The following is a 23,312-nucleotide window of genomic DNA, read 5'->3' as shown; positions in this document are numbered from 1 at the left end:
CGGATACGGACGGGGCTCATCAATGCAGGTTGGATGCTTTGTGCCATATCTCACTCGGTTGCTGAAGCCCTGTGTTGTGGGTCGAATGCAATAGGCCAAGCGCTACCTTGTACGCTGTTACGACAGAGATGAGGCTTTTGCATGGCCCCATGTTGGGTATGACATCACCAGGTTTCACCGTGCTCTCATCGTCCAGGCAGATTCCGGTGAACCGCCGGCAGCGTTCAGCATGGCCCGCTGAATCGTTCCGATGAGGTGATGGTCCGGTGTCTATGTGAGTTGCAGTAACTCAGCCCCTATGGCTGCTGCAATAAGTAAGTATCGGATATAGAGCGTTCCAAGCAGCCAGTGAGCAGCAATACTGCCGAGATAGACGCAAATATCTTGGGCTTGACCTTCATCCTCCTGCTCCCCTTTCTTTTTGGTGCTCGCAAGGACAGCGGTCCAACAGATTCCGCCGTTATAAGCACCAGGAATAACCTTCCAGCATCCACTGTCCAGTTCCCTCCTGCACTCAATTGTAGGTGGGGCTCGCTGCCTGCGGATGGGGCGTACCGGAGAAGCTGATTGCTTGAAAACGTTGGAGTTCAGAACCATCGTGCTGGCTCTGATTTACCCAAACAGTTAAGGTTCGGCTATTCGTAAATAACGCATTGCCGAGAGGCCATTTGCAGTCAGTCATGTGCTGGCTGAGGTCTTCTCTGCGATACAACCTACGCGGTCTGGCAAGATCAGCAGATTGAACAATCTGAACCCCATACCGGAGGTGCTATGAGTCAAAACCCGCCGCTCCATCTGGATACGCAGCTACAACCGTTGCTCGGCAGTCTGGCCGGGCTGATTCGGCAGGCCCGCCAGCAGGCGCTGCGTGCCGTGGATGTGTTGCAGGTACAAACCTGCTGGGAGATTGGTCGTTATATCGTCGAGTTCGAGCAGGGCGGTGAGTCGCGTGCGGTCTATGGCAAGAAACTGTTGCCGACCCTGGCCAAGGTACTGAGTGCTGAGTTCGGCAAGGGCTTTGACGTCACCAATCTGCGCCATATGCGTGGTTTCTTCCTGGCTTTTCCAAAGTACGACGCACTGCGTCGCGAATTGAGCTGGACGCATTACCGCACGTTACTCAAGGTAGACAGCGACACAGCCCGGCAGTGGTATATGACCGAAGCTGCCACGCAGAATTGGAGTACCCGTGCACTGGAGCGGCAGATCGGTACGCTGTACTACGAACGCTTGCTGGCCAGTCAGGACCGTACCGCCGTGGAGCAGGAGGCCGTGAGCAACGTGCAGGCACTGGGTAAGAGCCCCCGTGAGTTTGTGCGTGACCCGGTACTGTTGGAGTTTCTCGGTTTGCCGAATGCGGGTGCTTTGCTGGAGAGCGACTTGGAGCAGGCGCTGATCGACCAGTTGCAGGGGTTCCTGCTGGAGCTCGGCAAGGGCTTCGCCTTCGTTGCACGGCAGCAGCGCATCAGTACCGAAAGCAAAGATTTCTACATCGACCTGGTGTTCTACAACTATCTGCTCAAGTGCTTCGTCATCTTTGATCTCAAGCGTGGTGAGCTGACCCATCAGGACATCGGTCAGATGGACATGTACGTGCGCATGTATGACGACCTCAAGCGTGGCCCGGAGGATGGCCCCACGGTCGGTATCATTCTTTGTGCGCAGAAAGATGCTTCGGTGGTGCGCTACTCGGTCTTACAGGGCAATGAGCAACTGTTCGCCAGCAAGTACAAGCTGGTGCTGCCGACCGAGGAAGAGTTGCGCGCCGAGCTGGATCGCGAGCGGGCCTTGCTGGTTGGGAACCCATCTTTGGGGTTGGATCAAGATTGAAGCAGCGGCTCTTTGAGCCATCTGAGAGGGCGATCAAATATGTCATTGAGCATTGCCAAGGCGGGCGCCTATGGTGGCGTCTTGCTGACCCACACCGGACAGATCTTGCTGCGTGAACCTTCGAATCATTTCGACGGTTATGTCTGGACGTTCGCCAAGGGCAAGGCAGAGCTTGGCGACTCTCCTGAGCAGACGGCATTGCGCGAGGTTAGGGAGGAAACTGGCTACGAGGCTGAAGTTATCGATGTGCTTCCCGGCGTATTCAAGGGCGGTACGTCCACAAATGCCTACTTCGTCATGCGCCATATCGGGCCGCAAGGGCGTCTGGACTGGGAAACCCGGAGTACCCGGTGGGTGAGTTTTGAGAAGGCTCAGCGGCTTATCGAGCAGACCACCAATAGCATTGGCCGCATTCGCGATCTGGCCGTGCTGGCCGCGGCGAAAGTGTGGTTCGATGCCAATCGGACGGCAGTGCTGCCGAATACCAATACTGGCAAGCCAGCCACCAAAAATGACTGGAACTCTCAGGAGATGCCTGCTCGTTACTCCACGCTGGCCTTGGATTTCACGCTAAATACCGAGGACGCCACAGCCATTCGACTGGGATTTATTCCGAGCAAGATGGAAGAGAAGTGGTTCGCCTATTTTGCCGATAACACGTTGTATCAGTACCGCAGCTGGACGGGCTATTGCATCGACCAGATCCACTTTGTGACGCATGCCGGAGGTCTTCGGGCGACTCACGCCGAGGTGAATCGTGATCCGGAGCAGTACGAGAGTACCGATGATGCGGAGGACCTCCGACGTATCGAGATGATGGTGCGTGGGTTGGCAGAGCTCAACCAGATGCCGCCCCAGCCATCCAGCGTCCGGTCGGCTATCCAGCTGGCCAGCCAGCCTAACTACCTCGGCAAACCCGAAGTGGTTCATCAGCTCGTGGCAGGCTGGTTTGAGATCGTGTTGAAATGCATCGTCAAGGAAGCAACATCGGCAGACAGGCATAAGCTGATGATATCTCTGGTGCGTATCATGACCGAAGACGATACCGGCTATGTGAGGATGCCCGGCTGGCACACTGCGGATCAGTTGGGTAAGAGTCTTGTGAAGTGCTTCGGTTTGGATGAGGACTACTGTGCTGGCGAAAGCCTCGCCATGATTGTCTCCGAAGGGCTGGCTGCGGTCGATCTGGCGATCCGGAAATTGAGCGAAACCATGTTTCAGCAGGTGATTGACGAGGCTACTTGGCAGCAACGGCACACGGAGCTTCTGTCCTACGTGGTATCGGTGTTTCTTGGGACGGAATCCGTGCTGTTTCCCGGCAAAATTTTACAGCAGATGGTCGAACCGCATGGGAAAGCCACGTCGAAGTCGTTCGATGAGCTGCTGGTCGAGTTGAGTAGGACAGCCAAGCGACTACCGGCTTTCAAGTTTGTGGATATCGCAGTGCAGGCAGGAACGGTCTTGACCTTCAAGCTGAACACGGCTGTGCAGTGTGTGGTTGCTCAGGGTACCAAGGTCGAGTTCCAAGGCCAGGTTGTCAGCTTATCCAGAGCAACCGTGCTTGCATTGCAGCAGGCAGGGCGAAAAGTTAATGGGGCACGCGGACCAGATTGTTGGTTTTACAAGGGCATCTCTCTGACGGATTACCGAAAGATGATGCAGGAAGAGAGCTGAGGCGCTTTCGCTGTTCGCTCTCCACATTTTCAAGGATCAGACACGTCACACATCCACCACGAATGCGAACTTGAACGTCATATCGTCGAGCAACTTCTCGCCAGCGACTGGTATCAACACGCGGTAGCCAACAACAGCTTGCAACCTCTTCCCCAAATGGACGCTGCTGCCCATGCCTTGCTTCAGCAGTTGAACCAATACAGCCTTACCTGCACTCGGGGGCATCGACCACATCAATAGCGAAAAGTCGCTCAGTTATGCGGCAACTAATGCTGACACCGGCTTCGGCCTCTAGCATCGCAAGTTTCCCAATGTGGCGGAATTGCTGCCGGGCGCCATCGTGGAGATCGGATATGTCTAGGACGAGGGGCCGCCTCTCGATTGGCGGCTTTCGGAAGTCAGGGAACTGCCGGGGCTGTTTGAAAAGCTGAACGGCACGTTGGAGCGCCAGGAGGGCAAGGATTTCGCTTTTATTCGCAGCGCCCGAGACGACATTTTCGTGCCGCCAGCACTGGCCAAAGCCTTTACTCCCGGTCAGCCCCAAGAAGTTACCTGCCTTGCTATCCGGCGTACCAACAAACAAGGCAAGACCGGCTGGCGTGTCGTGAAGTTCATTTAGAAGAAACGTCGGCAGCCGGCTACCCGCATCGCATCGACAAGCGCTGGCCTTCTTTGCAAGCTGCCGCATTGGAAAATTTGATTGGCTGTGCAGTGCTGAATTCGCGTTAATGCGGCAAAAGAAAAATGACCAGGTCACCAGCGTGAGCAGCCATTAAGCTGCTCACGCTGATCTATGCCGTTCATTGAGAGGGTTTGTCTGTGCCATTCTGCAGTCGGCTGAAGATCCAGCAGGCCAGTAGCACGGCAATCAATAGCGGCGGAAGGCGAAGCGACTTCATGACTGGCACACAACGAATGCGACGTTGCCTGTCGCATCGTTACCCGATACTAGCCTCTGTACTCATTCGCAGAGGTAAGGGGAACTTTCATGAAAGAAATCAGCATTTTTGTAATTGGCTTGTTGATCGGCAGCGTGCTGACTAAGCAGTCCATGGACAGCGCTGCACTGCTTGCCGCGCTGCGCTATCAGCAGCAACGTAATCGTCAGGTTTGACGCGCCCGTTAATCCGATGTGAGGCGTTGAAATTGAGCGAAAGTAAAAATAACGCAGTGAACGCTGTCATCAACACCGCGTTGTTTGAGACCTTCAAACAGCTCGAGCTTTCCCGGTCGCTCAACGCGAGGGCCATAGGGCGGGACTCGCTGCTCTGCGTGCGATTTTAGGTGGCGCTGGACGGTGTTACGCGAGCAACATATCTGCCGAGAGACTGCTCTGACTAATAGGCCTTGACGGATAAAAAACTGATTTCCACGTGTTTCTCCTGGTACCGCATGGGCCGCACGCAAAAGCTGCACTGTGCCCAAGTGGTCTGGCAGGATGTATCAGTTTTACATCGGTAGTGACAGATACCGGCCCGTATTCCTGTGCTGGGTCGGGTGGATACTGTCACTGAACACAATGTGTTATTCAGTAAATATATGCTTAATTAAAAACTGCTCCAAGTCTTCGTCCAGTACACGGATCACTCCGCCATTGGGGGTCGCCCACAGCAAAACCTGTTGGGCCTTATTGTCGTATAGATAATATTGACCATCTCCAATCTCCATCAGCGGCACCGTATTTTTTGGATAACTCGGGTCGCGACTCAGATCGGCGAAAATATTGAAAACGTGCAGATAGTAGTCCTCCGGAACGCCAAGGCCATAGGTTTCGTAGGCATCAAAGATAATCACCCCAAACGTTGACAGGAACGAGGTGTATTCGGCAGAAAGAGGAAAAGCGAGTTTCTTTTCGAGCGCATGAATGCTGGCCGAGTTCGCAGGACGGATGTCGGCGTGATGGCGTTCAACTAGATTTTCAAGTGTTTTCATAGGGGACTCACAGTCAGTTCTGGTTCTCGATCTGTTCGGCTCTTGCCTTCCAGTAGTCTTTTCGCTCTTTGTCAAAACCTTCCCGATTGATTTCAGACTCCTTCTGCTTATTGTGCAGGACATTGTCGTTCCCGTTCCCGCGGTGTTCTGCGCCAGTCAATTCGGCTAAGGGGGAATCCTGCTTCTGGCCGACATGATGAAGTTCGATCGGCTTGCCGTTGGCATGAAGCGGTGCTTTACCTAGTTTCATCCGGTCAAGGTTGGTACCGGAAATGTCCTTTTGGTCATAATCGATATCCGTGCGAATCAACGCTTCCTTGCCGTTGACCTCCGTCGGTTCGAGGTTGGCATTCTCATAGATACGGGCTTCGGCTTCACTGCCCATTACATCCAGAACTTCTTTTGGAAAGCCCTGGCTCTCGAGTCTTTCACGGGTTTCGGGAGTGATCTTGGGTAACTCTAGGCGGTTTTCCTGAGTGAGTACGATGGGGCGGTCGAGTTCGGTGACGATCAGGCATCTGTCTGGCACTTCACGGGCGAGCAACGCCAGATTGGACGGAACCTCAGCCTTTTCGGCGGAAAAAGTTTCGAAATTCACAAAGCGCTCCCTGTTTCGAGGCGCGCACGCCACGCAGAATAAATGTCGAGGTGGCTGTCGTGCTGCAGGCTGTAGTCTTTCATCAGGCATTGTTGGGTGGCCAGAGCCAACTCATAGGTCAGGCCGGCAGCGCACTCATTGAGCATGACGTCGAGCTGGTCGCTAAGGTGGCCGTAATCGGATGCCGTCTGAATCGTCTGCTGCACCAAGCGCCGGCAACCGAGAACGTCTACAACCAATTGCGCGGCGTAAGCAAAGGCTTCTGGCTTCCACAGCGTAAGCGGCTGGTCGTCGTTGTACTCCTTGAGAGCGTCGAACAGCGCAATTTTGCAACGGGCGAGCAATGGTAGATTGCACAGGCCGTTTTCCAGAAGACTCACGTCTACTTCAACTGGCGTGCGAACGCGCTTTTCCATAAGTAGATTGAGCACCTGCCGGTTGAAATCCCGGCTGCTGACGCTGGCCTTCGCGGCCGGCTGAAAAACGTACGGTATTTCAACGCCTGAAAACTTCTTCACCTGGCAAAGCACCGGCTCCAGCCAGTCATTCTGGTAAACGATGGCGACGCCCTTGGGCAGCTTGGCGATTTCTTCGAGTTGATCATCGCGCAAGGCAACGGATTTTCCGATCAGGCGTCGGTCCATCTCATCGGGCAGGCGCATGATGATCTTCGTATTGGTATTGCGGATCGCCGCGATGTCGACGGCGTGTGGGGACTGGTCGGCGATGATGAAGCCTTCGCCATAAGTGCGCATTTCGGCAATTGCGTTGGTCAGCATTTCAACGGATTTGCCGATCACGTTTGAGCCCTCGGCACCACCTTCAGTAGGGCTGCGCTTGAGGATATTGTGTGCTTCTTCCAGTACGGTGACATGGCGCAAAGGCAGGTTCATACCGCCGTGTGCCATGCGGTATTCGCTCAGGCGCATCACTAGGATGCCCATGATCAGCGCCTTGGTCTCAGACGAACCGATACGGCTGAGGTCGACGATTACGTTGCTATCGAATAGCACGCTGCTTTCGATTTCATTGGCTGTGAAGATCTGGCCGTTCAACCCGTTAGTGAGGGATTTGATCCGGGTCGACAGCGCGCCGATGTAGTTGCCCTTGAGCTCCTGGGAGTAGGCCGACGCCTCGATCACGCTTTCCAGGGTGCTGAGCAAATCACTGAAGGTCGGGAAGAGACTGTTGCTGTAACGATTGGTAGATAGATCCAGGTCCCAGCCGCAGTGCTGGTACGCTTGCAGGATGGCCTCTTTGAGTACCGCTGGCATGGCTGCATACATCGGCCAGCAAACATTGAAGATTTCGACTAGCCGGTCAATATGCTCAAGCACATGGATGGCCGTCGGAAACCTGAAGGGGTTGATCCTGAGCAGGTCGCTGTGCGCCGGATGGGTGCCGAACACACTGACGTCAGGGCGATGGCCGAAGACGTGCTTGTACTCCCCCTTGGCTGGCTCAATGACTAGGAAAGGCACGCCAGCAGCATCGATCTGGCTCAACATTTCATAAAGGGTATTGCTCTTGCCTGCCCCGGTCGATCCGCTGACAAACACATGACTGGATAGCTGATCCATATTGAGTGAAATAGTCTGCGGCAGGTTTTCCCATAGATGACGGATATTACCGAGGGTAAGGGTTCTCTCCGTACTTGGCTTGGTAAAGGTGCCGTCCAGACGCTGCACTTTACGTCCAAAGGCCTGCGTTTGAAGAACCGCCACTGTTGAAGTTGAGCGACGTGGCAAGCTCAGTTGAATCGCCATTTCCTTACCAGAAATAAGCGTTGCAGGCGTCAGGTAGCTGATCGGAATTTTTTTTGAAAACCCGGGGCTCAGTTGTGGATGGCTAAAAGCGGTGAGCCAATCCAAGACCAATTTCTTTTGATTGGAATTCCAGGTAGTAAGGGCGAAATCCTCTTGGCTGGACTTACTGCCACGGATCAACCCTAGGAAAATACTCGCCAGAGATTCGGACGAAGCGGTGCTGTCGCCGATGAAGTACGCGGCGGAATTCCATCCACCGTAGGTCTTGGCTTCGTCGATACGCTCGAGGTGGTGGTCGATTTTACCCAGCAGTTGCTCTATCGTTTTATCAATCATTTCGATTGAGATTTGCCGGTTTGCCCCGGTGGTCTTATTGAGTGAGCGGCTGTCGGTGGTGCTGGTGGTCTGATTGGTCGAGTTGGTTTTGGACGCAGACTCGCTCCAAGAAGCGCCGTGGCTTTCGCTGCTGCCGTGGGAGGTCGACTGTGTGGAGCCTGTCGACTTCCCCTCCTGCAGGAGCTTAGCAGCCGTACTGCCAATCTGGCTTCCGATCATTGCACCGACCGGGCCTAGGACCGAACCGCCCAGCAGACCCAGCATTGGGCCGCCAATGGCAGCGATCTTGGATATATAGGTCGGGGCACTCAGTGATTCCGATGTGCCTGCCGTCTCCGTGGTTGATGTGCCAATGGTCTCCGACGTTCCTTTGGTTTCCGTCAGGCCAAGGCTTTGCCCTAGCGAATCGCTCAGCCCTTGGCTAATGCTCAGTCCGACACTGTCACTCTCTTGCTCGCCGAACGACAGTTGCTGTTTTAGCAGCGGCGAGAGCTGCGTGGCGACCTGCTCGTAGCCGGCACGGATCAGGTCGAGATTCTGCGAGGACACCGGCTCGGCCAGAATGATCGCTTGATAGACCCGGCTTTCCGCCGCGTCGATAAAGCGCTCAAGCCCCTGCATGAAGTGCTCGCGGTTTTCGGTGGACAGCGCAGGCACGCCCGTGACTGCGGTAATACTGGCGGAAGGGTTGTATTTTTCAGCCTGCACGGCATCGAGCAGCGTATTGACATCTAGGACATTTAGGGCTCGCAAGGAGCTACCTGAGAAATGCCCCTTGAAGGTTTCGCGTAAGAGTTCACCCGAGTTATGCCCCAGCATTTTACCGGCTTCGCCACGGGTGCCAATGTACAGGTCGGTCTCGATGCCATCCGAGCGCAGGAATAGGAACACCGAGTAACCGGCCGCACCCAAAGCGGTATAGGCGGCGGTCGTACTCTCAAGCACCGACTGTTTGTTGTCCTGGACAATGCGCTCGATGCGGTATATTCGCATGTCGCTCGCACGGTTGAACAGCGTGCCTTTTTCAGCGAAGGAATGAACCGGGTAACGCTCCAACTCCGAAAGATAACTGCGATTGATCAGGGCGCGCCCAGCCTCTAGGGTCAAGGCGGCATTTTCGCGGATATCTCGGATATCGGAGGGTCTTAGGGTTTGACTTGTCATAAGCTCACTTCACCAACGCTAACAGAAATACCACCATGGCGGCGATGGCGCCGCCGATCAGCAAGGCCGCTTTGAACACTGGATTGAGCTCCGAGCTTGCCGATTGCGGAGCTGGGCGTGCCGTGTGTGGTTCCGATCGTGGCGCTTGTGATGTCGAAGGCTGGGTGTGCGCAGATTTGGGCTTAGATGCTGTTGTGGATGCAAAGCCCTCCTCCCCACACTCGCGCAGGAACGACCGCACTTCGACGAGGTGCAGATAACGTTCTTCAGCGAAGTTAGTCGTCAGGTAGACAACTTGAGTGTCGTAATACCCAGATGTCCAATGGTTTCTATCCGGGTCGATCTCACGGGCGAAAGATTTTTCTACATAGTCTTCACAGAGACCCTGAGTATTAGTTTTTACCCAACCCAGCGCAGCAAGAAGTTCATGACTGTCCAAGTTAGTGTCGTTGAGCTCCAAGCGTAGCGCCGTACGGACCGTATGCAAATCTCCCTCCGCAACAAACTTTTTGAGGTTAGTCGAAGGACGATACGCGGACACCATGCCCGGGACCTGCTCAGCTTGAGTGTGTACGGCTTGATTAGTAGCGCCGGACGGAACGAAGCTTTTATAGCCCTTTTGGCGAAAAAGCTCGCGAACTTGAATCAAGTGTTCCAGGCGTTCTCTAGAAAAATTGCGCTCAGCGGAGAATTTTTGCCGACTGTAATATCTGGAGGTCCAGTTAAACTGAACGGTATCAATGGCATCAATAACACCATCAACCGCATAGGGAACCAACATGTCCGGGGTCTGAGCTTCTGCCTGCGCCAGCATCTGTAGTAATAGTTCTGAGCTGACCTGTCGCTCGTCGAGTGCCGAAAGAAATTCTTTGCGGGCCTTGGAGATCGTTGTAGCGGTAATGGTCATGGAAACTCCAGGGTTAAACGGCCAGCGTTTGATCGAGTTTGGTTTTGAAGTCATTGATCCAGGCTTGCAGCACCCTGGCCTCTTCGATCGCCTGCTCTCGGATTTCGCGATCAGCCATCTTTTCTTTGAGGGAATCTAATAGTTCATTGAATTTTACGTCGAACTCTCGGCTCATGAATGCTACGAATTGGTCGATCAACCTGGTTTGGCCGGTTTCGATTTCGTTGCGTGCACTCGCCACCAGTCGTGAGAATTCTGCAACGATCCGGGTGACACGTTCTTTCCAAAGCTCCGCAAGATCGACGAACTTTTTATCCCCATACACATTGATCGTCTTAGTTGAGCCCCAAGATAGCGGGTTATACCAGCGGCTATCACTTTCATCGCGGGTACCGACTTTGACCCGTTGGGTCCTTATTTCGTCAGTCTTCACACTCAGGTTGAATGAAATATCACCGATGGTTTTCCTGATGCCCTCCAGGATAGGCAATTGCAAATGTTGGCTGTCTTTGAATAAGTCGACGATGTAGCGCTGGTACTCTGCGTGGAGGTCATGGCGAATGATTTCCTGGCTGGAGCTGAAAACAGCCTCATAGGCATTAATCAGTTTTTTATACTGAAACTGAAGATGCTCCTCTGCCTCCTGAACTCGCGTGTCAGCAGTACGGGGGTCTACCTTCCCGCTGAAGCTATGTTCCAGCGTTTTGGTAACGTTGTTGCTCACAGCCTCAAGGTCGGCTAGCTCTTTCTCAATTTCGCGGGGTAGCGCTTTACCCTCGCGTGCCACACTATCCTTGTAGGCGACGGTATCGAAGCCCTGCTCTTGACGATACCGCAGGGCCTGAATCTCTTCGTTGATATGGCTGAGATACCGCTCATCCTGATCCAGCTGCTCTATCAACTGAGTTTCATTGAGCCCCTCTTCGATCGCTTTGGTCATGGCGTCGTAAGCGCGCTTTAATCGGTGCGGGAAATTATACTTGTCGATGTACTCATCAATCATAGCCTCGACGGCCGGCAGGCCGCTGTTTAGGAGGAGGTCGGAGAGTTTTTTCTCTTTCAGCGTCCGTTTGACTCGAGAGGTAATCGGCATGTATTGCAGCAGGTTCATGCTCGGTTCTTCACTGAAAAGATCTGCCATGCGGTTGTAATTACCGCGCTCCGCCTTAGTGTGCTTGTCGCTCGGAATGCGGATTAATCGCGCTAGGGAGGCAGATATTGGATAGACAACAGGGTTTTGAATGCCATTGCTGATCAGGATATCGCTCACCCTCTTCAACATCTTTGGAATGTCTTCTTTTTCGGGGTCAAATACGTCCACCTTGTTGATAACGAAAATAAAACGGTCCTTGCTTTGTTTACCCCCTTTGCGCATGCACTCGGCGACGAGCTCAAGTAAGTTCTTATCATCCTGGGCGCCCAGTTGGCTGGCATTTAGTACATAGAGGATCAGTGGGTTGCGCTTGGAGTCCTGGATAAAACTCATGGTTTTGAGTTGATGTTTTTCATCCTGACTGTTGTTTGGTCCAGGTGTATCAGTCAATACTAGCCTGACACTATCGCGTTCCTGGATAGCCTGGATGTTCCCTTCAATATCGATACGCAGGGTATCGGGACGCGCATTCCAGTCTTCGAGTGTTTTAAGCGTCACATCGCCATCGCTGTCGGCGACTTGCTCGTCGCCGACGATACGGTTGGCCGAGAACCGCTGTCCCATCGAAGCGTTGTCGGTAATCCTGGCGATAGTCGCCGTGGTGGCTTGATTGGCGGCCGGGAGCAAATCACGACCGAGCATGGCATTGATAAGAGTCGATTTTCCCGAGGACATCGTGGCCACGACATACACGTCGAAATCCCGGTTGAACGCCTCGTCGAACGACTTGCGGACCTCATCATTCTCGGTAATGAAATGCTCGAACTGCGGGTGTCGCCTGGCCTCGTCCATCAGGTGCCGAATCTGCTCCAGACGGACCTCAGTCGGGAGGGTCTCGATCCAGCTCAGCTTGACCTGCATCCCCTGGGTAATCGCGACCTCGGCGGCTGCGACAATATCGAGGTAGTCCGATTCAACGCCCTTGAAGGTGATGTCGTAGTGATCGTCACCGTTGAATAGCCGACTCAACTCATCAAACAGTTTTTCAACCCAGACCTGCAGGCGCGACTCTTTGTAGCTTGAAAGCTTGCAGCCTTCCGCTGGTGCCTGGCTGTTGATGAAAAAGTGTGTATCAACGGTAAATGGGTTGTGCGTGATTTCGATCTGGTTCATTGGTATTCGGCTAACCTGCGTTGATGTTTAATAAGCGTTTCCACAGTTTTTAGCCCGCTGTAGGCTACCAACTGTTGCAATTCGATTTTTTCTGAAGCTTGCACGTCAAAGGCGTTCGCCTCGTGTGCTCTTTCGAGGTCGTCCAAGTCTTTGAGCACCCGATTCTTAATGAAGTCAGGCGCCACTGTGGCGTGAACCAAGGATCGTTTTTTTTCTCTGAAGTCATCCAGAGCCTGTCGAAGTTTCGAGCGTTGCACCCTTGTGAGCACATCTGTAGTCAGCGCTTTTTTTGCGTAGAGCGCGGCACTGGCCATGGTCGGTATGATGATTGGATGATCGAAACCGATAGTGGTCAGGTAAGTGTGCGCACTCCGGACATACGCAGCGATGTCTTCGCCTTTTTCAGGGTCGAGGAGATCGACTTTATTAAGAATAAAATAAATCTGATGTAGGGGTTTCTTTGCTATTTCGTCACGAAGTAGCTCTAGAAAGGCACGATCATCCTGCGTACCCAGCTGGCTTGCATTCAACACATAACACAGCGCTTTGAATGAGACCGTCTGGACAGCCTCAAGCATCAGTTGGGCATGCCGATCGTCTTGACTATTGTTCGGCCCGGGAGTGTCGTGGAACACCAATCCCGGGGCAGGGCGAGGCACGATTTTGAAGTTGCCCGCCAGCGTAATCCGCTTGACCTGTACATTTGAGTTCCAGTCACGAATCAGCTCGGCCGATGCGTTTCGCTGCTTGGCTAACTCGATGTTGGAGTACGAATAGCAGGCGCCTCTAAAGAATTTGGTGCCCTGCTTGTGTTCGATGCTGGTAATGCATGCCGTTGTGGCTTCGTTGGCAGTGTGCAACAGCTCTTGACCAATCAATGCGTTGATAAAAGATGTCTTACCGGCGCTCATAGTGGCCAGAACCAACACATCAAAGGTGTTCTTTCCATCGGACGATAGCTTCCTCCGTAGAGGCGCTCGTGTTTTTTTTGACATTGGGTACATCTTAGGTATCCCTATCGCTGAGCGCTTGACAACGGCTTGGCGAGTTACATTCCATGAGTTCGATAGAGGTCGGCACGTAGAGCCGCTGCCCTGAATAAAGCGTTGTCGGTTGTATACCTGAGCTGGAGTGTCCCACTGTCACGCGACAAACTATGTCGCAGTGTCAATTCTCATAGAGCCCTCGCATCCTCTCCAGTTTCCCTCTGATCTCGTCGACCCAAACCTGGGGCCCATGCACCCGGATGTTGTCGTTCAAGCCGAATATCCACCACAGGGTTTCTTGGTCCTGAGGAACCCGTGCACGCAACCTGTGCCAATCACTGCTGGGTAGAGGCGCTATCTCTTGCTCTTGGCTGAGTGGAGTTTCATTCAACAGCCAGGCGATTTGCGGATGAACGTCGGCGACCAGCTCGACTTCATCGAGGCCTTGCCGAGAGGCAAAAGCCCCTGACGCGATATAGCGATCCATGTCGAAATCGTATTGGTGGCGTGAAGACTCTCCGAGCAGTTCGGCCTCTTGGATACGGTGCAGAGCGAATTGCCGCAGGTCCTCGTAGCCATCGACGCAGGCGATCAAGTAGTTGACGGAGTGGCGGGACACCAGGCCGGTTGGATGAAGAACCAACGTCTTGGTATTGCCTTTACTGCGACTCAGATAGCGAACTCGAAGTTGCCGTTGTTCCACAAGGGCACAAGAAACGGACTCCCATACGACGTGAGAAATCTCGGCCGGGAATAACGCTTTGCCATTGGGGATGGTTCTGACGCGACGCTGCCATTGGGCAAGGCCATTCTTTTCCATGCCCATCAAGTAGTGGGTGGCGGCGCGGAACTGAGGTGCAAGTTGCGCCATCACGCTTTGCGGCAACAACCGGGTTAAATGACCTTCGGCCAGATTTAACGCCAAGGCCGAGGCTGGATCCAGGCTCTGCAGCTTGATATTGGCCTTGGCATCGAGGCTCCAGCGGTATGGGCGCTCATCTTCATGACAAATAATAGAGAATGGGATTGAGAGCTTGTCGCGAAGATCGCGCTGCAAGGAGCGAAGACTGATCTCGAAGCCCCTGTCCTTTAGCTTTTCCTGCAGGGAGGGGGTGGATATGCGGCCTGGCATGTGAGGGATCAACTGCAGCATGGCGATGTATCTGAACAGCGGATCTTTGACTTCTGACATCTTGACGTTGCCTATTCACGACCTTGTGGTTTGGCGGACTTTCGGATCCGTTTTCAGGGTCTGAAGATACTCTATGGGATGGCCATTAGCCAGTTAGTTGCTCTGGATTGAGGAACCAAGTAAAGGTTTTTTGATCGTCCCGGATTTCCTAAGCACGGGCTAGTAAGGCTGTTCAACCGTCCCAAATACAGACTGGGTAACATCCATGTGGGGGGCGTTTGTGCCCCGGCAGATAAACTAGATCTTGAGGGCGCAGCACTTGAAAACGTTAGCCCTCGCGAGTGACTGAGACAACGAGGTCCGTCACTGGTGCGATCTTCTTGCGCGAGCAGCCTTAGGCGGCCAATAAAACTACTTGGCCCCAGAGCATTACTCTGCGCCGCTCTGGGTTTCTTCCATCCGAAATCAGAACAAAAACGGTAAAAGGCCCAGACTTCATAGGCATGGCTACTCTCTAAATACTCTATTTGGCTCAATTTCCAGGGTAGGCCTGCGCAATTTCTTCATCAAACACCCCGTCATATCCACAATAATCACGCGGCACCCGTTCAATATCTTCAGCAATTTTCTCAATAACCCCGCGCAACTCCAACCGCCCGTACCAGCGTGCCGGTATTGCCGCCGGGCCATATTGGATGCCCAGCAGGTGCCCGGCGATCAGCCCGGTACTGTCACTATCCCCGCTGTGGTTCACGGCGTTAATCACCCCTTGTTCAAAGGAGTCGGCGCTGAGCGCGCACCACAGCCCGATGGCAAGGGCCTCGTCTGCCACCCATCCCGCTCCGAAATCGGCAATGCGTTGCGGCGTGGGGCGATAACCTTCGTAGAAGAAAAACAGCACGCGCTCAAGCAGGCTGCGGGTTTCTTCCATTCCCGCTTTCTGCCCATGCTTGGTCAGACTTTCGGTCAACGCATGCTCCAGGCTGTCATTTCGATCGACCATGCGCTGAAGAATGTCGGCGAACAGCCCAGCTGCAAGGTAACCCGTGGGATGCCCATGGGTCAGGCGGCCGGATTCGGCGGCGTATTCAAAGGCGTTGGCGAAGAAGGCACAGGGCGCAACGCGCATGACTGCGCCGCAACCCTTGCTGTCATTCTCTGCCAGCATGCCGAGTCGGGTGCTGGTCTTGAGGGAGCTCAGGCATGTAGTGCCGGGGGCGCGACGGGACCATAGAGCAGTTTCCTCGATCAGCCAGCCATCTCTGCTGACGGGCATCGCAGGCAGATAGTCCTGAGTCATCAACCAACGCAGTAGGGCATGATGAATAACACTGGGGACGTGGCAGACAGTTCCGGAGCTGCCGCGCACAAAGGCACGCAGCAGGCCTTCGGCGGTGAACAGCATCATCTGTGTGTCGTCGGTGATTGCGCCGGTGAGCCCGTAGGCTGGGGCGAAATCGATGATGCCGCAGGGGCCGAATTTCGCTTCGATGGTGGGCCATTCGAGGAACTCCACCGGGGCGCCCAAGGCATCGCCAACAGCACCGCCCAGCAGGCAACCTTTGATTCTTTCAAGTCTGTTCATGTCCTTCCCCTTCATGCTGCTGGTGTCAGTGTCTGCAAAATCACCAGCTTTCTTTTCAGCTGTTCGACATGTTCTTTCTCTGCCCGCAAAGCTGAGCGCAACTCTTTATTTTCAATTTCCCAGATGCTCGCCCAGCGTGCAGCCTTCTGACAGCCAAGCATCATCTGCCAGATATCGCGTAGCCTCAGGGTCTGAATCAATAGCACCAACAGGATCAACCCAAGCAGCATCAATGCACCTGTAGAAACCACGTCCAACGCGTTCATGTCCGCTTCCTTGACGAGTTCGAGGAATCTCGAAGACAGGTACACGATATGTAGTGTTAAGCGACAGGTCTAGAATGTAGACTTATACAGGTAAAGTATTCACGCACATGGAGGGGACATGAAACGCAAGCAATCCATTGAACATGTACGCTGGGATCTGGCACTTCGCTATCGTTTGATTGAGACAGTTGCCTGGTGGGAAGGCCGGCTGACCACGGGACACCTGATCCAGAGCTTCGGCATCAGCCGACAACAGGCATCGAAGGACATCAATACGTACATCAATGAACATGCGCCTAGAAACCTTACATATGACAAGCAGATAAAAGGCTATGTACCGAGCAAGGCGTTCAAGCCGCTGTTTATTGACGACAGCGCCAGTGCCTATCTGCACCTGCTCTATCAGAACAATGAGAGAGCTCCGCACATTGAAGGGCTGGCCTTGGCCTATGCCCACACTAAGGTGCTGGAGGTGCCGGATCGCACGATTCGCCCGGAGATTCTTCGCCCGCTCCTTAAAGCCTGCCGCGAGAGCCTGCGTCTGGAAATTGAGTACGTATCGCTGGCCAACCCTGAACCCGAGATCCGCCTGATCGCGCCCCACACGCTGATCTACACGGGGATGCGTTGGCACGTGCGCGCTTACTGCGAGAAGAATCGGCAGTACCGCGACTTTGTGCTCAGCCGTCTGCGTGGCGAACCTGAGCTATTGGGCAAGTCTGAAAATGTGATTGCTGGAGACGAAGTCTGGAATACGGAAGTAGCGGTCGTCATAGAGCCGGATTCACGCCTGACGGCTGCGCAGAAAGCGATCATAGAAACCGATTTCGGCATGGTGGACGGTCAATTAGTGATCCCTAGCCGCAGGGCGCTCGTGAAGTATGTATTGCAGCGCTATCAGATTGATCCCAAAAAGATGGAACCCAGGCCTGCAGCACAACAGATTGTGGTGAAGAACCTGGATGAGTTGGAGCCTTGGCTGTATAGCTAATTTAAGCCGTGACCGCACTTAGCCGACTTGGCCTGAGGTATCACGCCCGTTTTTTCCCTCCATAGCTCAAGCTGGGATTTATAAGGATTAAGGCCCACGGCGGCATCAGAACTGCCGATGCCAATTTGCGTATCGCCAGCAGTTGTTTGGTGCCCACCAGGCGTAACGCTGGACGGGGGGGGGCGCTGGGGTTTTGCAGCGTTTGCGTTTCCATGACGTTTTCCTATGCAGCATAAAAATCCAGATAACCGAAATGCCCAGTACAGCCTTGGAATCGCAGATCAGGCAGCGTGGGGCCATGGTGGCGTTCCGGTGAAAGGGTTAAACCCCTGAAGTAAGGCGTATAGGCGTATAGGCGTGAGGCGTGAGGCGTGAGCCTCCCGTTATGCTGCGAGTCAGGCCACCAATTGCAGGGCCGTGTTGAGCGCACGTTGTTTGATGACGGGACGGCACCTTGGCCGAACCAAGCCGTGTTTATGCGGTACTCGTTACTGCGGGCACGGCGCTCGTGGTCAGACGAAAGATCCTCGATGCAAGCGCCGGTGGCTCAGCCAGACGCCAGTGCCATCCCATTGTAAAAGCTTGACCCGAGTGCCCGGCGGTTGAGAAACGCATAGGCCGTGCCGTCACATGGCGAGCGCCCCAGCGTTTGTTGAAGACGTGATGAGAGGCCATCGATGCCCAGACGCATGTCCATGGGATCGAGCACCAGCCAGACTTGATCAGGCGACACCATCACACCATCTCCCGCAGCAATCGCGCGAGCCAAGCAGGTTCGACCAAAGGCGACAATCCCAACTGCCAACCGTTGGGATGGCTCAGTAGTACCTCAGTCGTGCCAACCGGTTTACTGACCTTTACGGGAACTAAAGTCAGGGTATCGCTGGCTCGCTCGTGGATTCTTACTCTATAGCCAAACGCTTTGGTTTTAAGGCTATGTAGCTGGCAGTAAGAGACTTGAGTGAGGCCACTGGCCTGCCACTGTTCAATGTGTTTTGCCCAGAAAACACGGCGTGACTGAAGTGATTTCATCAGAGTGTCCCTTGAAAACCACAACATCTCAGAAGACAGGATCAGATCACAGGTGGCGGGGCTGGAGGCTTACCTTTCACGAAGGTTATCAGCCAAGCCCTGAGCGCATAGGTGAACTAGGCGCTGGGTGGGTTGCGGAAGTCGCGCTAGCCATTGGCGTGTGGTGTGCGCTGACGGCGGAGAACTTCGAGCAATGCGCAAGGTCTTCAGTCATTTTGATTTGAAGCTGCAACGTTGGGCCCGTCAGAAGTACAAACCACTGGCGGGGCACAAGCGCCGCAGTGTTGATTGGCTCAACCGGATGAAGAAAGCCTGTCCATCGTTGTTCGTGCACTGGCATGTTTATGGAAATGAGTTTCGACCGGGCAACGGGAGCCGTATGAGTTGAGAGGCTCACGTACGGTTCTGCGAGAGGCTGAGGGTGAAACTCCTATGCACGGTGAAGTGTTGGCAGGGGAAACTAGCAGGCCAGCCATTGAGCCGCGAAATCATGAGTTTGGGGCGCCGACGCTGTTAACCGAAGCGGAAGGCCACAGTGTGCATGACGATAATCGCAAGTCATGTTTCACGCCCTGCGCGGTCGTAGACCCTGAGCATGCTGGGAAGTCAACTGCACGGAAGCTGGGAGATCTCATCCGTGTCTGGTCGTGACAAGCCAGACGGGGCAGGAAAGGCCACAAGCCAAACGTCTGCCGTTACGCGTATGAGAAGTCGGATAATTCCGTAGTACCTAAGAAGTTGCCGAACAATGAGCTTGGCTCAGCGGAGGTAATGGAGGAAAGGGAGTTAGCCAAGGGGAACAGTGAACAGCCTTCCGCATCCCGGACTCAGAGCCGGACAAGTGCGTTGTCGGGGTTGCTCGTTGTGCGTCAAGCAGCCCGGCGGGATCGCCGGGTCAAGTTCACGAGCCTGCTGCACCACGTAACGGTCGAGCTGTTGCGCGAGAGTTTCTACAATCTCAAGCGAGATGCGGCCAGTGGTGTGGACGGCCTATCGTGGCGAGAGTACGAGCAATATCTGCTTGCAAAGCTGAAAGTCCTGCACGACAACGTGCACAGTGGTCGTTATCGAGCCAAACCTGTCCGGCGGGTGTACATCCCCAAGGCAGACGGTAGCGAGCGGCCGCTGGGCGTGACCGCCTTGGAGGACAAGATCGTCCAGGCTGCAGTCGTACAAGTGCTCAATGCGATTTATGAGCAGAACTTTCTCGGACTTTCGTATGGGTTTCGCCCTGGTCGAGGGCAACACGATGCATTGGACGCTTTATCGGTAGGAATACAAGACTCTCGTGTGCGCTGGGTATTGGACGTGGATATTCGTGCGCTCTTTGACACCATCGATCACGAGTGGATGATGTGCTTCCTGCAACACCGAATTGCGGATAGACGGGTGTTAGCGTTGATAGCCCGATGGTTGCGTACAGGTGTTCTTGAAAACGGAAAGCGAATTCCTGCGAAGCAGGGCACACCACAAGGTGCGCCTATTTCACCGCTACTAGCCAATATCTACCTGCACTACGTGATGGATCTGTGGGTCAGGCAATGGCGTGGGCGTACGGCACAGGGTGAGATGATTGCCGTGCGGTACGCAGACGATAGCGTGCTAGGGTTTGAAAAACATGAAGATTCACGGAGTTTTCGCCATGCGTTGGAAGTTCGACTGGCTCAGTTCAACCTGACTCTACACCCAGAGAAAACACGTTTGCTGCGGTTTGGCTGGTTCGCGGTCGAAGATCGCAAGAAGCGTGGAGAAGGAAAGCCCGAAACGTTCGACTTTCTCGGGTTCACGCATTTCTGTGATCAAACCAAGAGCGGTATGTTCGTGGTTGGGCGCGTGACCATCGGCAAGCGTATGAGAGCAACGCTCAAGGAGATCCCGACATCGCTATCCGAGCTATTCAAGTACATGCCACTGATTAAAGGTGACTACGCGGATCACTACGACGACAACCATTTACAAGTGTTTTGGACTGCTTACCAAGAGATGGGGTTTGAAGACAATCTATTTGGGCTTGCTTGCATGAACAGTGCAGAAACAGGCTACTTCAGCACTGCTCAAACGATGAATGCGCTGGTCGATAAAATCCGGCTGCTGATCGGCTAGTCGGGAGATGGACCAAACTGCCGCACACGGCGAGATGATCGTCGTGCGGTATGCAATCGATGCCATGTGTTCGGTTGCAATAGAGGGTGAATCGCAGCAAAAAATCAGAGAGGAGCTGTTCAGGTTTCACCAGTATCGAGTCAGACGGACTGACCTGTCATAGCGCTAAGTCATGGGGTCGCGCAGGTTACGCTTAATGGCGGTTTTGAGTGCTCAAGGCGCGACTTGGTCGCGGGAGGCCGTCGCTACGAGGCTAGTCGGAAGCAAGCCACGTTCAACGCTGGTGACCAGCCAGATGTCGGTGGACAAGTGGCACGAGCTGATCGGCGATCCGACCTTGGCTGATGCAATCCTCGACCGGTTGGTGCACAACGCTTACCGCCTCGAACTGAAGGGCGAATCAATGCGCAGACGCTCGACGAAATTGACGACAGCGGGTACTTCAGACTAACAATACAAACCTGCGTCGCTGCGCTCCGACTGCCCGGCCGGATAAGCGTGGAACAGGTGGCCGGATGTTGGTGGAATGAGTGGCCGGATGGCGTGGAATCCGCAAAGGGCTGGTTCTAAAAGCCGAATCGTTCTGGAACGATGCTCTGGCCGCCCTGATCTGCTCATCCCGACCGGCCGAACACCGATACACCCAGTTCGTCGAGCATTGCCGGAGCTAGCCCGACGAGATTTTACGCAGCAATGCGGCTTGTGCTGAAACGACAGCGGACCCTAGCCTTCAATGCCGATTTTTTTCAGGCGATAGTCTAAAGCAGGTCGGCTTAGACCAAGTAGGCGTGCGGCCCCGGAGACGTTCTGCTTAGCCTGCCGCATAGCCTCTTGTATCAGGCTTTCCTCAATCTGATCGAGGCTCAGGCCGCTAGCCAACAACTGGCTGATCCAGCTGCCCTCGCTATTTCCCGGTTGGATCAGCACGCCCTCCGATGAGACCCTTTCGCTGGCGATCTGTGACTCGTCAGGCGGCCGTGGGAACAGCGCCAGTACGCTGATGCTTTCATTGGGTTCGGTGAGGATGATGCCGCGCTCGATGACGTTCTCCAGTTCGCGAATATTGCCCGGCCAGTCGTAATGCAGGCAAGCCTCCAAGGCCTTGTCGGATAGGCCTAAGGTCTTTTTTGCATACTCCTGGTGAAAACGCCGGAGGAAGTGCTCGGCCAATAGTGGGATGTCCTCGCGGCGTTCACGCAGAGCCGGAATCGATACCGGAAAAACATTGAGCCGGTAGTACAAGTCGGCGCGGAAACGTCCGGCCTTGACCGCCTCTGCCAGGTCTTCGTGGGTAGCGGCGATTACCCGCACATCAATTTGGCGTGTGTGATTGTCGCCAACCCGTTCCAACTCGCCCTCTTGCAGTACGCGTAGGAGACTGGCCTGTGCGCGGGGGCTTAGCTCAATCACTTCGTCGAGGAAAATGGTGCCCTTGTTAGCCCGCTCAAAGCGGCCCATTCGAGATTGGTTGGCCCCGGTGAAGGCACCTTTTTCCACACCGAAAAGCTCTGATTCGATCAGGTCCGGGGGAATCGCTGCGCAGTTCACCGCGATGAAGGGCTCGGTGGCGCGCTTGCTGCGTAAATGAACACTGCGTGCGATGACTTCCTTACCAACTCCAGTCTCTCCAAGTAGCAGCACCGAGACTTTGCCTTGGGCGGCTTTTTCCATCATGGTGCGCACGCTCTGGTAAGCCGGGGTCTGACCAATGCCGTAGTACTGGCCCTCCTGCTTGTCAAGATTGGTTCGCAGAGACATCAATTGAGATTGCAGTTCGTAGAGTTCCTCGATGATCGGGTCGCTCTTGAAGTACTGCTTGAAGCTCTCCGCGTCTTCCCACTCTTCGGCAGGCTTGCCAATGACGCGGCATTTGTCACCACCGCAGCTGCGGCAACTGACCTCCTTGAAGATGATTTCGCGACCCATGAATGCCGAGGAATAAGCGCATGCGTAACCGACCAGAGTCCAGCACGCTGGGTCCTGCATCTCTTCTAGCCCGGTCTGAGAGATTTCCACCTCAAAGGAGTCAATCCACTCCACCTCGACGTAAAAGCGTCCGCTTTCCTTGTCGATAACGACTTCAATGGGGCGCACTTTGACCAGCCCTTTGAGTGAGTGCAACTGGGGGCCAGCGAGAAATATATTGTATTCGCTGGCGTTGGGGCGAAGCTTGCGGGCCAGTTCAGCGTCCTTCAGTCCGGATTGATAGCCCAAACGTAGAAAAAAGCCCTTCGCCCTTTCAATGCCCAGGGTGTTGACCATCTCCCGGCGGAAGTTAGCCATCGCGGACACCTGTAAGAGCAGCATACGTTGCTCACCCAGCCAAATTTTGCCTTCTGTACTCTGGAAATGGATGAGTCCCGAAAGGTCCTTGATATCTGCATATTGAACTTCGGGTTTATGGTGAATCGGCATGCGGATGTCCCATATTTATTGTTAGGAAGCTGAAGCACCTGACGTGTCTGGGCAGCCGGCGATTCAGCGGGGACGCCCATTGGTTTTTTCGACCGGAATAGGCACAACGTCATTCACCATTTCTGCTTTTTGGCAGATGAAAGTCAAATCAAATGCTAACCCAGCAGGAAGAAGGCACTGAGTCGTGTTCTGTCTTCAGCATTTGATTAAGTGCTTCGAAGCGATTCATCAAATGCTGAAAAAAGCGCGTAGACGCCCGAAGAGGCGCTTGTCCATTCTCATCTTTTAGCACTCCGAAAAATACTTTTAAGTGCTTATAAAACAGTGTG

Annotated in this window: 19 protein-coding genes and 4 pseudogenes; 7 read left to right on the top strand and 16 right to left on the bottom strand. The window is 54.2% G+C overall.

The window, feature by feature from the left end; genetic code table 11:
* The first annotated feature begins 771 nt into the window (after positions 1-771).
* Both AC1ME2_RS03380 and AC1ME2_RS03375 read left to right on the top strand, forming a co-directional pair.
* Positions 772-1,830, top strand: coding sequence for a PDDEXK nuclease domain-containing protein (locus AC1ME2_RS03380; protein WP_480439324.1), 1,059 nt, complete (start codon positions 772-774; stop codon positions 1,828-1,830).
* Positions 1,831-1,869: 39 nt separating this feature from the next.
* Positions 1,870-3,504 carry an NUDIX hydrolase gene (locus AC1ME2_RS03375; protein ID WP_480439321.1) on the top strand — a complete coding sequence of 545 codons (1,635 nt, stop codon included), beginning with the start codon at positions 1,870-1,872 and terminating at the stop codon, positions 3,502-3,504.
* Between the two features lie 45 nt (positions 3,505-3,549).
* Here AC1ME2_RS03375 and AC1ME2_RS03370 read toward each other — a convergent pair whose 3' ends face one another.
* Positions 3,550-3,729 carry a hypothetical protein gene (locus AC1ME2_RS03370; RefSeq protein WP_480439319.1) on the bottom strand — a complete coding sequence of 60 codons (180 nt, stop codon included), beginning with the start codon at positions 3,727-3,729 and terminating at the stop codon, positions 3,550-3,552.
* The gene (locus AC1ME2_RS03365; protein ID WP_480439318.1) at positions 3,710-4,261 is read right to left on the bottom strand and encodes a hypothetical protein; all 552 of its coding nucleotides are present in this window, start codon (positions 4,259-4,261) and stop codon (positions 3,710-3,712) included. Before AC1ME2_RS03365 ends, AC1ME2_RS03370 begins: the two co-directional genes overlap by 20 nt.
* A 231-nt stretch (positions 4,262-4,492) precedes the next feature.
* Here AC1ME2_RS03365 and AC1ME2_RS03360 point away from each other — a divergent pair, with 231 nt between their 5' ends.
* Entirely contained in the window at positions 4,493-4,618 is a 126-nt protein-coding gene (locus AC1ME2_RS03360; protein WP_480439316.1) for a hypothetical protein, read from the top strand.
* 410 nt (positions 4,619-5,028) lie between these two features.
* On the opposite strand, the gene AC1ME2_RS03355 is transcribed toward AC1ME2_RS03360, so the two are convergent.
* The 9 genes from AC1ME2_RS03355 to AC1ME2_RS03315 form a co-directional block, all read right to left on the bottom strand.
* Positions 5,029-5,436 carry an SMI1/KNR4 family protein gene (locus AC1ME2_RS03355; RefSeq protein ID WP_480439314.1) on the bottom strand — a complete coding sequence of 136 codons (408 nt, stop codon included), beginning with the start codon at positions 5,434-5,436 and terminating at the stop codon, positions 5,029-5,031.
* Between the two features lie 13 nt (positions 5,437-5,449).
* Entirely contained in the window at positions 5,450-6,034 is a 585-nt protein-coding gene (locus tag AC1ME2_RS03350; protein WP_480439312.1) for an HNH/ENDO VII family nuclease, read from the bottom strand.
* Entirely contained in the window at positions 6,031-9,300 is a 3,270-nt protein-coding gene (locus AC1ME2_RS03345) for an ATP-binding protein (RefSeq protein ID WP_480439311.1), read from the bottom strand. Before AC1ME2_RS03345 ends, AC1ME2_RS03350 begins: the two co-directional genes overlap by 4 nt.
* Before the next feature lie 4 nt (positions 9,301-9,304).
* Positions 9,305-10,207: a hypothetical protein gene (locus tag AC1ME2_RS03340; protein ID WP_480439310.1), complete on the bottom strand. Its 903-nt coding sequence runs from the start codon at positions 10,205-10,207 to the stop codon at positions 9,305-9,307.
* A 13-nt stretch (positions 10,208-10,220) separates the two neighbouring features.
* Positions 10,221-12,473 carry a dynamin family protein gene (locus AC1ME2_RS03335; protein ID WP_480439309.1) on the bottom strand — a complete coding sequence of 751 codons (2,253 nt, stop codon included), beginning with the start codon at positions 12,471-12,473 and terminating at the stop codon, positions 10,221-10,223.
* Positions 12,470-13,468, bottom strand: a complete 999-nt coding sequence (locus AC1ME2_RS03330; protein WP_480439307.1) for a dynamin family protein — start codon at positions 13,466-13,468, stop codon at positions 12,470-12,472. Before AC1ME2_RS03330 ends, AC1ME2_RS03335 begins: the two co-directional genes overlap by 4 nt.
* A 172-nt stretch (positions 13,469-13,640) precedes the next feature.
* Positions 13,641-14,651, bottom strand: a complete 1,011-nt coding sequence (locus AC1ME2_RS03325) for a helix-turn-helix transcriptional regulator (protein ID WP_480439305.1) — start codon at positions 14,649-14,651, stop codon at positions 13,641-13,643.
* Between the two features lie 472 nt (positions 14,652-15,123).
* Complete coding sequence (locus AC1ME2_RS03320; protein ID WP_480439303.1) at positions 15,124-16,176, bottom strand: ADP-ribosylglycohydrolase family protein; 1,053 nt, start codon at positions 16,174-16,176, stop codon at positions 15,124-15,126.
* A gap of 11 nt (positions 16,177-16,187) precedes the next feature.
* Complete coding sequence (locus AC1ME2_RS03315) at positions 16,188-16,442, bottom strand: hypothetical protein (RefSeq protein WP_480439301.1); 255 nt, start codon at positions 16,440-16,442, stop codon at positions 16,188-16,190.
* A 118-nt stretch (positions 16,443-16,560) separates the two neighbouring features.
* Here AC1ME2_RS03315 and AC1ME2_RS03310 point away from each other — a divergent pair, with 118 nt between their 5' ends.
* Positions 16,561-17,433, top strand: a complete 873-nt coding sequence (locus AC1ME2_RS03310; protein ID WP_480439299.1) for a BrxR family helix-turn-helix transcriptional regulator — start codon at positions 16,561-16,563, stop codon at positions 17,431-17,433.
* A 44-nt stretch (positions 17,434-17,477) separates the two neighbouring features.
* On the opposite strand, the pseudogene AC1ME2_RS03305 reads toward AC1ME2_RS03310, so the two are convergent.
* The 4 genes and pseudogenes from AC1ME2_RS03305 to tnpA all read right to left on the bottom strand — a co-directional run.
* Positions 17,478-17,647, bottom strand: a pseudogene (locus tag AC1ME2_RS03305) (YqaJ viral recombinase family protein); the annotation flags it as partial.
* 181 nt (positions 17,648-17,828) lie between these two features.
* Positions 17,829-17,947 (bottom strand): annotated as a pseudogene (locus tag AC1ME2_RS03300) (DUF932 domain-containing protein); the annotation flags it as partial.
* A pseudogene (gene tnpB / locus AC1ME2_RS03295) lies at positions 17,946-18,124 on the bottom strand (IS66 family insertion sequence element accessory protein TnpB). The pseudogenes tnpB and AC1ME2_RS03300, both read right to left, overlap by 2 nt.
* A 44-nt stretch (positions 18,125-18,168) precedes the next feature.
* Positions 18,169-18,465, bottom strand: coding sequence for an IS66 family insertion sequence element accessory protein TnpA (tnpA, locus tag AC1ME2_RS03290; protein ID WP_480439297.1), 297 nt, complete (start codon positions 18,463-18,465; stop codon positions 18,169-18,171).
* Between the two features lie 193 nt (positions 18,466-18,658).
* Here tnpA and AC1ME2_RS03285 point away from each other — a divergent pair, with 193 nt between their 5' ends.
* The 3 genes and pseudogenes from AC1ME2_RS03285 to AC1ME2_RS03275 all read left to right on the top strand — a co-directional run.
* Entirely contained in the window at positions 18,659-18,853 is a 195-nt protein-coding gene (locus AC1ME2_RS03285) for a hypothetical protein (RefSeq protein ID WP_480439294.1), read from the top strand.
* Between the two features lie 476 nt (positions 18,854-19,329).
* Positions 19,330-20,568 carry a group II intron reverse transcriptase/maturase gene (gene ltrA / locus AC1ME2_RS03280; RefSeq protein ID WP_480439292.1) on the top strand — a complete coding sequence of 413 codons (1,239 nt, stop codon included), beginning with the start codon at positions 19,330-19,332 and terminating at the stop codon, positions 20,566-20,568.
* Positions 20,569-20,839: 271 nt separating this feature from the next.
* Positions 20,840-21,019, top strand: a pseudogene (locus AC1ME2_RS03275) (ATP-binding protein); the annotation flags it as partial.
* 272 nt (positions 21,020-21,291) lie between these two features.
* Here AC1ME2_RS03275 and AC1ME2_RS03270 read toward each other — a convergent pair.
* Positions 21,292-22,983, bottom strand: a complete 1,692-nt coding sequence (locus tag AC1ME2_RS03270) for a sigma 54-interacting transcriptional regulator (protein ID WP_480439290.1) — start codon at positions 22,981-22,983, stop codon at positions 21,292-21,294.
* Between the last annotated feature and the right edge of the window lie 329 nt (positions 22,984-23,312).

This window comes from Pseudomonas sp. ASL9 (assembly GCF_056680335.1).
This window is presented reverse-complemented; position numbering and strand designations above follow the sequence as displayed.